This window comes from Gilvimarinus sp. 2_MG-2023 (assembly GCF_030547685.1).
In the GTDB taxonomy this organism is placed as follows: domain Bacteria; phylum Pseudomonadota; class Gammaproteobacteria; order Pseudomonadales; family Cellvibrionaceae; genus Gilvimarinus.
The window spans coordinates 1-10,185 of the sequence record NZ_JAUOQM010000016.1 but is presented as its reverse complement, the minus strand read 5'-3'; the positions used below and the strand labels follow the sequence as shown (position 1 = coordinate 10,185).

The 10,185-nt window shown below is 48.0% G+C and carries 8 protein-coding genes and 1 pseudogene; 6 read left to right on the top strand and 3 right to left on the bottom strand.

Going from position 1 to position 10,185, the window contains the following annotated elements; all coding sequences use genetic code 11:
• Positions 1 to 361 precede the first annotated feature (361 nt).
• The 5 genes and pseudogenes from Q4526_RS02810 (at position 362) to Q4526_RS02790 (ending at position 6,367) form a co-directional block, all read left to right on the top strand.
• Positions 362 to 1,189, top strand: coding sequence for a hypothetical protein (locus Q4526_RS02810; protein ID WP_215975381.1), 828 nt, complete (start codon positions 362 to 364; stop codon positions 1,187 to 1,189).
• A 1,063-nt stretch (positions 1,190 to 2,252) separates the two neighbouring features.
• The gene (locus Q4526_RS02805; RefSeq protein ID WP_215975380.1) at positions 2,253 to 4,376 is read left to right on the top strand and encodes a TonB-dependent siderophore receptor; all 2,124 of its coding nucleotides are present in this window, start codon (positions 2,253 to 2,255) and stop codon (positions 4,374 to 4,376) included.
• 74 nt (positions 4,377 to 4,450) lie between these two features.
• Positions 4,451 to 5,569, top strand: coding sequence for a PepSY domain-containing protein (locus tag Q4526_RS02800; RefSeq protein WP_215975379.1), 1,119 nt, complete (start codon positions 4,451 to 4,453; stop codon positions 5,567 to 5,569).
• A 289-nt stretch (positions 5,570 to 5,858) separates the two neighbouring features.
• Positions 5,859 to 6,011: pseudogene (locus tag Q4526_RS02795) on the top strand (hypothetical protein); the annotation flags it as partial.
• Positions 6,012 to 6,214: 203 nt separating this feature from the next.
• Entirely contained in the window at positions 6,215 to 6,367 is a 153-nt protein-coding gene (locus tag Q4526_RS02790) for a hypothetical protein (RefSeq protein WP_215975377.1), read from the top strand.
• 87 nt (positions 6,368 to 6,454) lie between these two features.
• Here Q4526_RS02790 and Q4526_RS02785 read toward each other — a convergent pair whose 3' ends face one another.
• Both Q4526_RS02785 and Q4526_RS02780 read right to left on the bottom strand, forming a co-directional pair.
• Positions 6,455 to 6,913 (bottom strand): helix-turn-helix domain-containing protein, encoded by a 459-nt coding sequence (locus Q4526_RS02785; protein WP_215975376.1) that lies wholly within the window; start codon positions 6,911 to 6,913, stop codon positions 6,455 to 6,457.
• 502 nt (positions 6,914 to 7,415) lie between these two features.
• A complete protein-coding gene (locus Q4526_RS02780) occupies positions 7,416 to 8,075 on the bottom strand; it encodes a TetR/AcrR family transcriptional regulator (RefSeq protein ID WP_215975375.1) in 660 nt (219 codons plus the stop codon).
• 91 nt (positions 8,076 to 8,166) lie between these two features.
• Here Q4526_RS02780 and fabF point away from each other — a divergent pair, with 91 nt between their 5' ends.
• Positions 8,167 to 9,432: a beta-ketoacyl-ACP synthase II gene (gene fabF / locus Q4526_RS02775; protein ID WP_215975374.1), complete on the top strand. Its 1,266-nt coding sequence runs from the start codon at positions 8,167 to 8,169 to the stop codon at positions 9,430 to 9,432.
• Between the two features lie 32 nt (positions 9,433 to 9,464).
• Here the strand turns inward: fabF and Q4526_RS02770 are convergent, their stop codons facing one another.
• The gene (locus tag Q4526_RS02770) at positions 9,465 to 9,836 is read right to left on the bottom strand and encodes a phage integrase N-terminal SAM-like domain-containing protein (RefSeq protein ID WP_215975373.1); all 372 of its coding nucleotides are present in this window, start codon (positions 9,834 to 9,836) and stop codon (positions 9,465 to 9,467) included.
• Between the last annotated feature and the right edge of the window lie 349 nt (positions 9,837 to 10,185).

The window sequence follows — 10,185 nt, the reverse complement described above, 5'->3', positions numbered from 1 at the left end:
TTTTCAAGAGGGTATCTGACACCAATGGTTCTAACGCCACCCGATATTAAGTCGGGTGGTTTTCCCCACGTATCTTTATAAGGTTACCATCACTCCTACCATTAGCTTCCTACCTGTAGCATCCATAAGTGTTATGAGACCCTTGGAGTAGTCCACGTAAAGCCTCAAATTCAGTAAAATCAATTGCTTGCGTGCACACCAAGCCATATTGAACCCATCTAAACCCCCGAAAATAGCATTTAGCTAGTATCATTTTGAACGCCTTTAAATCCAAAAACTTTTTGTCCGAACTTATGTATGGTAATTTTCATTTTGACTGTCGGAGTTGGCGGTCAATTTACTCAAGTTAAGGAATTATTTCATGATGAAATTAAGCTTAGTATTGATAGTGCTCTTATCGGGGTTGTCAGCAACCTCGGTTCTTGCAGATTTCGGACCACGCGACTACGTGATGTTCAAGGAGAAAAAAAATGGAGTAATGCCAAAATCGCCCACGATAGTTCCTGAGTGGGGAAGTCCGTGGGTGGGAAAAATAGTATTTGAAGAACCTATGTATTACACGTTTACGCATGAGCTAATATTTGAATTGGAATCTCCAGATTATTTTACAAATATGGGACGAAGTGGGCACTTTGCTATTGCCGTTCGAGCAACTACTATAAATCCTGATCCCGAAGCCGAAACCGACAGCCTGCAAGGTCGGGGAATAATTATTGGTAAAATGGATGGCTACCCACAAAATCATCCTTGCGGACCTACTTCATCAGAAAATTCTACTATTGCTATAGAAATGTTCTACCATAAAGGGACGTGTGTTTATGGCCCTTCAACTGAGACTGTAGTGTTACATGATAATGTTCGCTATCGTGTTCAGTTGGCGTCTCAGTACTTCTCGCATTGGACTAGGCCTACTGGAAATAAAATACGTACTCATATTCGCTACAAGCTTTGGAAAAAAGTGGCAGGAAGTTGGGTTTTTGTGACAGAGAAGTCTGTAGTTGAAGAAGTTGAGGGCATACATTATAAGGCAGGGGGGCACGTGCCTGGGGATCGTGACTCGGCCCCACCACTTGACTCTCAAGGAATTTTTTTTGGTGAAGTACAAAGTGAACATGAGTGGACAATGTATATCTATAACATGGCCAGCAATACATGTAATCTTAATAATTCCTACTGCACAAACCTATAAGTGGTGTTTTCGTTGGGGCTTTAACGGCCCCAATTTTGTTAAATCACACTGATTTGGTTTTAGTTATAGGGCATTATGAGACCCTTGCTTTTTACCTTACTTCGACACAAATACAGTAAAAACAATAGATTATCTTACTTTTCTCACTTTTTATCGGCTATTTATCTTAATAAATGGCAATTCTTTAGTATCTTTTCCGGTCTATTAGTGTGATATGCGTCACACTTTATTTTCCCAGTACGTGATCAGTAGTGTAGTGGTCAAGTAAAACTGGCCACCTATGGCAGGAACGATTTCATTTTTTTGTCATGGACGAGCAATACCTATTGGCGACAGTCAAGTACGTAGAGCTGAACCCCGTGAAAGCAAAGCTGCCAAGCCCCAGAGCAATGGGCGTGGTCGAGTACGAGAGCGTACTTATCGAAGTGTGATGATTTGGTTGTGACAACGGCACCGATGTTGGGGAGGATTTCGAATTGGTGGCAATATCTTGGTGCCGTAAGCGATAAAGACGAACTCATCGAGAAATACACCACGTCAGGCCGCCCTGCAGGTGATCAGGGCTTTATAAGCAGGCTGGAGTTACTCACTTGCCGTGATCTTCAAAGGAAAAAGCCGGGCCCGACGCCTAGAGTTAAGTAAACTGTCCGATTCTATATCCGAAAATTGTAGCTGAGAGTTAACTTCATCCGATCCAGCCTTCTTGTTTTTCGTTCGTTCGAGCGACTTTCTGACTTCAGAGTTTGATTTTTTACTTAGTTAGCCCACCTGAGTAAAAGTGTGAAATACAATGAGATTTCCGTGCCATGCCAATATAAAGTCTAAGCTTAATTGTAGAAAATTCTTTTTATTACAGCCAGTTATTGAGTTTTTTGGAGCGCCCAGGTGGTAGATGGGGCGGTTGAGTCTCGTTTTAATTTTACATTCATGTTTGTTGGTGAAAGGTCGCTTTTGATGAGGCGATCTGGAATCGTGATGGCGAGTGAGAATAGTTGGCATTTGCATTAACTCTTTAATACTGTCAAAATGCGCGCCAACTGGAAGTGCACCTCGTGGAGAATGTATGAAGAAATTAATGTTAGCGGCTTTGCCTAGTAGTCTTTTCGCCCTGACGGCTTTAAGTGGGACCGTTGTATTAGCTGATGGCTCCCCGGACGTAGCTGTTGAGCAAATGACGATTACCGGTGTGCGTGATGATCGTAAAAGCAGCGGTGCGACTGGGCTTGATATGGGTGTTTACGAGACGCCACAATCGCTGACTATTATTGATTCTGCCGTTATTAACGATTTTGCTCTGTCGGATATCAATGCTTTGCTGAAAATGACCACAGGCATTAACGTTGACTCCACCGAGACGGATCGCACTTACTACAACGCACGCGGTTTTGACATCACCAGTATGCATATCGACGGTATTGGCATGCCGTTTGGCTCGTTGGTGGTGGGCGATGTCGATACGGCTCTGTATGAAAAGGTCGAGATTATTCGGGGCTCTAACGGTCTAATTACCGGCTTAGGTAACCCTTCGGGCACTATTAATTACGTGCGCAAGCGCCCGACTAATGAATTTACAGGCTCGGTAAAGCTGACCGGGGGTAGCTGGGATAATCGCCGGGCGGAGTTGGACGTCTCCACGCCTTTAACGTCTAGTGGGTCGTGGGCGGCGCGCGGTGTACTTGTGGCTCAGGAAAAAGACAGTTGGTTAGACCATTACAGCAACGAGCGCCAGCTCGGTTATCTGGTGGTCGATGGTCAGTTGACCGATGATGTGACTCTCGCCGTGGGTTATAGCCGTCAGGACAACAACAGCGAGGGTGTACTCTGGGGCGCTGTTCCGGTCATTTACAATAATGGCGAACAGGCCGATTACGATGTTGCCACCTCAACAACCATGGACTGGACCTACTGGAATACCTTAACGGACGAAACCTTCGTGGAGCTGGGTTGGGAGATAAACCAAAACTGGCGCCTGACCGCCTCGGCCATGCATACCGATTACGAAGAACACTCCGAGGTGTTTTATATTTACTGGAATGAAGGCCTTGATGCCGATACCGGGCTGGGACTTCTTAGTTACCCCGGCAAGTTCGATGATGAAAAAGAGAACTTAATTTTAGATGCCAATCTTAACGGCCGTTTTATGGCTTGGGGATTAGAGCATCAATTGCAACTGGGCATTAGCTCGGCCGATAGTGATTCGGAGTCCTATGCTCACGACGCGCTGTCGGGTTTTGTATCCATGCCTGCCTTCCCGGGTTGGACCGGAGCCGAGGTTGAGCGCCCCATTTGGGATTCTCCCTACCAGTCAGCTCATCAGGATATCAGCCTCGATCGTATCTACGGCTCTTTATTGTTGGCTGTTAGCGATAATATCAACCTGACTTTGGGGTTGAATATGGTCGACTACAACAACGAGGGTGTCAGTTACGGAGTGCCGACAGATTCACAAGAAGATGGCAGTAGCCCTTACATCGGTTTTACCTGGGAATTGGCGGACAACTTAAACCTCTATGCAAGCTATAGCGATATTTATCAGCCACAATATGTTTTGGGTGAGGATTTGCAATCGCTCGGCTCTGCCGAAGGCAAAAGTTACGAGCTGGGCCTAAAGAAAAGTTTTGCCAATAATGCGCTGGTTACGTTAGCACTGTTCCGTACCGAGCAATCCAATCTCGAAGAGTTTAAAGAGTATGGCGATGGCGACGGTATTGACGATACCGATTATAGCGATGATTTTGACTACTCCATTTACCGTGGTATCGACGTTGAGTCGCAGGGGGTTGAGCTTGAAGTGGCCGGTTCTATCACCGACCAAATCTCAGTACAGGCCGGTTACACTTACCTGGAGTTGGAAGACCCCAACGGCGATGATGCGCGCACGTTTATTCCACGCAATAGCGCCAAATTATTGCTGACCTGGAACCCCTCGGCAGTGCCTGACTTGGCAATGGGGCTGTCCACGCGCTGGCAAGATGAGGTGTATTTTACCTCTGCTTATGGCCGAATCGCCCAAGATTCCTACGCCGTAGTCGGTGGTTATGCGCGCTATAAGGTAACGGATAACTTCACTTTGAACGTGAATCTCGATAATCTGACCGACGATAAATACTTCAGTTCGGTTAAATACGAGCAAGCCTACTATGCCGCGCCGCGCAGTATTAATGTCTCGGCTAGCGTAAGCTTTTAACGTAATTGTTTAACGATACCGTAATCTCATCGGGGGCATAGCGGCCCCCGCCTTTGTTTTGAATGGGGTAAGCCGTGAATAAATCACTGTTTAAAATACATAGCTGGGCTGCGCTTTTTGCGTTTATACCCCTTTTGGTGATTTGTATTACCGGCAGTTTGTTGGTATTTAAACACGAGATTGACTCGCTACTGATGCATGATAAGGTTCGGGTTGAGCCGCAGGCGCAGCGTGCACCGCTGGACGCACTGCTCAATACCATTAACCACCAACAACCCGATTATGAAGTGGTGGGGTGGGTGTTATTTCAAGATGATGCCCGTGCCGATGTGGTTTACGTAATGGAGAAGGGCACTAGCGAGTGGTCCTACCTTTTACTCAACCCCTACACCAATACGTTGCTGTCGACACCGGTACCTCACGATCATTATTTTACCGACTGGTTGCTGGAGCTGCACTATACCTTTTTGCTGCACGATGTTGGCCTGTTAATTACCAGCGTTTTTTCCATCGCGCTGCTATTGTTAGGGCTTACTGGGTTTATTCTGTACCGCAAGTTTTGGAAAAACTTTTTTACCCTGCGCTGGAACGCGCGCATGGTGGTGTATTTTTCTGATTTGCATAAAATGATTGGTATTGTTAGTGCGCCAATACTGGTGATATTGGCTTTTACGGGTGGGTGGTGGAATATCGCCGCGTATTTGCATGAAATGGAAGAGCACTCCGACGGTTTTGAGCACCATAGAATGCAAGAGCGGCTTTACAGTGACCAGCTTTCATTGGATGCACTGGTTGCCGAGGCCGAACAAAGCGTGGACGGATTTACCGCTACTTATTTGTCACTGCCTTGGGAACCACAAGCGAATATTACCGTGTGGGGCGAGGTGCCAACCGGCAATATACTCTCAAGCCAATACAACAGTACAACCTCGTTCGATGCACAAACCGGTGAGAAGCTTTCCACTTACGATATCCGCGAGGCAGGTTTAGGCGCTCGTATTATTGATACCTACACCAGCCTTCACTATGGGGATTTTGCCGGCTTGTTTTCGCGCATTATCTGGGCAGTGCTAGGGACGTCCCCCGTCATTTTGTCTATTACCGGCATCACCCTATGGGTTAAACGGCGCAAACAGCGAAGCAGAGCCAAGCTCAAACGCCAGCAGGCACGACAGGCTATAGCGGCGGGCTAAAGCGCTATTGCCTTGCATTGCAATCTACATAAATGGGGGCGCTGCCTAAGTATTGTTGGCGTCAGCCCGTACGCTGCCACATGGTGCTCTTTTTTACCCTCGGCGACGTTACTCCGGCTGCCGTATCCACGTTTGACTTCTGCCAAACAAAGAAAAACCAATATAACCGCGCACGGTTAACTCGGTGCAGGAGGGAGTTCCGGGGACAGATGCCGTCTTAAATGGCAACCTCTTTCGCTCCTTTATTGTCGTCAAATGGCATACCGCTCTTTAAGACACCGTAAATCCCATGGCCAAAGATATACGCCGATTGGTACAGCTGCGCGTCGAAGACGGTGACGACACCAATCAAATAATGGACATGCTACTGGCCAAAAAACGCGCCGCCGATCGTAAAAGCTGGCTGGAAGAAAAAGGCGATTTGGCGGAAGTGGTGGTTTGATTGTTAATAGTATTGAATGATTAGAGTTATGTCTACCCATGAGGCCGTGAGTGGCGCACCGGTTGTTTTGAGCTCGTCTTCGCCCCGGTCAGCTAGGAGTAGTGACCTTACTAAATAGTATTTAAATTGATGACCATATAGCCAGACGACTTCTAGTCGCTCGTTACAAGCGCTTAAAGGCTGACCCCGAGGGTTATGCGAGGATGAAGGTTCAAGCTGAGCACGGTAAAAAGGTGTGCGATAGCCTCACCCGTCTTTTCCGTGGACAGGCTACCAAGGAAGATTTACAGCGCCCTGAACTTGCTCAGCTTGTGATTGAGAGGTTTGGCGAGATTCCATCAGATGACAAACAATAAGTGCAGAAAAATAGGTGTTGATAGGACGCTTGAACATATTACGTATTAGCATGGACACGCGGAAGCACTAGTTACGTGAGCAAAAATTTACTCGTAGCCAAGGCCTAGCTTTTGATCGAGTTCGCTCAGCTCGCTAAGCGTGGAACGGCGATTTGCCTCTAGCTTATCTTGATAGGCTAATAAATCGGCATATTTAACCTTGCGGTGGTTGTCTTTGTGATCATGGGGAATATGCCCTTCCTTGAGTAACCTCAATAAGTTGTAGCGAGGTACATTAAGTAAATCGGCCGCTTCTTGCGTGCTGAGCTCAGTGCGGATGGGTAGCAGATTGACTGAATTGCCTTGCCCGAGTTCAGTGAGAATACCTATCAGTATACGAAGTGATGAAACAGGTATAGAGATGCTATGAGTTATATCATCGGCATCGGTGATACTCACTAGCTGAGATAGGGCCTTTGTATTAATGGATGCGGAAAGCTCCTGGCTCGCTTTCTTGGCGATTGTAGCCTCACCGGAGGTGGGCAGCGTTGAATCAAGGGATTTCATGTCAATCTAGCGATACGAAGTGGTTATTTACTATACAGTATTTGATATTTTCACAAATATCAATTTATGGCGTTGCTGTAGTCTTATAAATAATATCTTGGAATCTTCGTGTAGCTTAATATGGCTAAAGTTTGCCTGTGCCTGCCGCAGATGAGAGCTATCAGAGCCCCCGAGCTGTGAGTGTAAAATTACTGAGGATAGTCTATATTTATGTGACCTCCTGCTCTGTTAATAAATCGGCCAGGTGACGCCAAAGCAATACGTGTCGTCTTTTTTTGCATTTTTTATTGATATATCCCAACGTGTTCATAGTATGGCTTCTATCAAATTCGACAACATTTTTGATATTGTTACCGCAAATCGCAAGGAGTCGAACGAGCTCCAAGCTCGTGCTGATCTAATGCTTGTCATTAGGTGTATTGTCAACGATAAAAGACGGGAGCAAGCGGAGGTGGCTAAGAATCTCGATCTCCCCCAGCCTTAATCTGCGTGTGGTCAGCATTTACGTAGTTGCTTCGCACTCCAGATTTCCCAGCATATTTTCCACTTCACTCTCTTTGATGCCAATCAGCAGTAGAATGTTGCGTTGCGCGACATTAAGGATGTCTTTGCTTTCCTGCCCAGTAGGTAGGCTTTTGGCAATGGCTACCGCGCCTATCAGTGAGGCAAGAATGGCGCGAGACTTGTCCGCAATAACCTTGCGATCTGGGTCGAATGGGAGCTTTTTTAGGCGACCCAGCGCAATGAGACGGGTCTCCAGCATTTTCTTCATGCGCAAGTATGAAGCTTCGAACAAGGTACGGATTTCAGCGTTCTCACTGCCAATTTCATTGAACAGTACAGATTCGGGCCCCGGCGTGCGGGTTCGCTCCAGCTCCCGAAGACTGCAACAATTCGCGACCAGCTCCGTCAAATGCTGCACCGATAGCGGCCCTTTAACCAACCTGGCCGCTCGGCTGCGCTCCAAGGTTTCTCTTACCGAGGCGTGATAAAGCGCTTCTTTTGAAGCGAAGTGTGCGTAAAAAGCACCATGGGTCATTTTGGCAAGCTTCATAATCTGGCCCAGAGATACCTTCTCGAAGCCCTGGCGGCTGAACAATTCAATAGCTGACTTGAGGATGCGCTCTCGGGACTTGGCCTTGCGATTTTTTAGGTGGGTCATGGAGCTCTCACTTTTCCATGCATAATATTATCTTGATCATATTAAGTCGGGTGGTAGCGTAGTACAACACCCACTATGCAGGAAAACCACTATGCAATCACCGCTCGTCATCACCGGCATGGGCACAGTCAATCCCCTCGGCAGCGGCGTTAAGGCAAGCTGGGAGCGTCTTCTGACTGGCCGTTCCGGCATTTCTTTAATCAGCCGGTTCGATACCGCCGAGCTACCTATCAAGGTGGCGGGCTCGGTCCCTGACATCGGTGAGGATTCGGAAGCTGGTTTTGACCCAGATGGCGTCGCCACGACAAAGAACCGCCGCAAGCTGGAGTTGTTCAGTCTATACGCTTTGGCTGCCGCCGAAGAGGCACTGACCCAAGCCAACTGGTTCCCGACAAACGACGCAAATCGACTGGCCACTGCGACCATTATAGGCTCTGGGATTGGCGGCTTTCCCACCATTACCCAAGCGCAAAATACTTTGTCGACGCGTGGTCACCGCCGCCTCTCACCTTTCACTGTGCCGGCTTTTCTGGCTAACTTGGCGGCAGGGAATGTCTCCATTCGCTATGGCCTGCGTGGGCCGCTAGGCTGTCCTGTTACGGCCTGTGCCGCTGGCCTGCAGGCAATAGGCGACGGCATGCGTTTGATTCGCAGCGGCGAAGCGGATGTAGCCTTGGTGGGCGGTGCGGAAGCCTGTATCGATCCGCTATCGCTTGCCAGCTTTCACGCCATGAAGGCGCTATCCACTGAACAGGACGACCCCACGAGCGCGTCGCGTCCCTTCGACCGGACACGCAATGGCTTCGTCATGGGGGAGGGAGCAGGAATGCTAGTCATCGAGACCCTGGCCCACGCTGAGGCACGCGGAGCAACACCGTTGGCCATTCTTAGCGGCTACGGCACCAGTGCGGATGCACATCATATTACGGCCGGCCCGGAGGACGGCAGTGGTGCGGCTGCGGCCATTCGGGCGGCGCTGCGAATGGCCGGGCTGGCTCCCGACGCGATAAACCACATCAATGCTCATGCCACTTCGACCCCGGTGGGTGACCGAGCGGAAATAGCGGCACTACGCAACGCTTTTGGTGATGCACTTGCCGGTATCCCGATTTCCGCTACTAAGTCGGCCACAGGCCACCTACTCGGTGCCGCTGGTGGCGTGGAAAGCATCTTCTCCATCTTGTCGGTAATGCACAATCGACTTCCTCCGACCCAGAATCTGAATGATGTCGATGAGGAGCTAGATGACTTGGACTTTGTCTCTGGCTTCGCGCGTGAACATCCGACACGGCACGTGCTATGTAATGGATTCGGTTTTGGCGGAGTGAATGCGGCTCTCATTGTCAGCAAAATATAAAGATCTGGGACGATACGCTGCCCATTGGTATGCTAGAAACAGAAGGCTTGTACGGGGCCCCGAGAAATCGCTACGCAGTCGGTAGACTGTACCGTTGGGACATTTTCGGAGCGTTTGGCGAAACCGTATTGCAAGTCTTCTATTTCCCGTTCGATTATGTACCTATATAAAAAGACAATTGCGCAGAGTGCTTGTTTCTGAGTCGCAGCACTGACCTTGCGATAAACCGCGAGGTAGCTCAGAAACCCTTCAATTTCTACGTTCCCCAACACCTCGGGGTGTCGTTTATCGTTAAACAAGATGAAGTGACGAATCCAGTAAAGATAGGTCTTTTCTGTGCGTAAACTATAATGGCGAGTACGAAGCTCGGACCGGACCCGCTCAATGAAAGGTGAAGGTTTCACAAACAACTCCCGAAGTGCTGTATGTATAAACAGTTACAATGGAAATATGAGTAAATTCAAGGGCAGGGTCCTATGAGTAACAAATTCATTAGTCTTTTTTTCTCTATAAACTAGACGCTAACACTCTGATATATATGTATATTTTGTGTCTTCATGGGTGCATAGAAGACCTCGTAAGGGTCTCGTTAAACACAATGGCTTTGTTTTCACAGTGACAAAACACAGAAAAAGATGCGCTAACCAGTTGAACTTGATATGATTTTTTGTAAATAAGCGGAGAAAAACGGTGGGTTTTAGTGTTGTATAAACGAAATTCTGCCTAATACACTGTTAGCGGCTTGAAACGGAT

What these genes read in the sequence shown, in the direction of transcription:
- Q4526_RS02810 (WP_215975381.1), top strand. Translation starts at nt 362, where the DNA reads ATGATGAAATTAAGCTTAGTATTGATAGTGCTCTTATCGGGGTTGTCA.
- Q4526_RS02805 (WP_215975380.1), top strand. Translation starts at nt 2,253, where the DNA reads ATGAAGAAATTAATGTTAGCGGCTTTGCCTAGTAGTCTTTTCGCCCTG.
- Q4526_RS02790 (WP_215975377.1), top strand. Translation starts at nt 6,215, where the DNA reads ATGAAGGTTCAAGCTGAGCACGGTAAAAAGGTGTGCGATAGCCTCACC.
- Q4526_RS02785 (WP_215975376.1), bottom strand. Translation starts at nt 6,913, where the DNA reads ATGAAATCCCTTGATTCAACGCTGCCCACCTCCGGTGAGGCTACAATC.
- Q4526_RS02780 (WP_215975375.1), bottom strand. Translation starts at nt 8,075, where the DNA reads ATGACCCACCTAAAAAATCGCAAGGCCAAGTCCCGAGAGCGCATCCTC.
- fabF (WP_215975374.1), top strand. Translation starts at nt 8,167, where the DNA reads ATGCAATCACCGCTCGTCATCACCGGCATGGGCACAGTCAATCCCCTC.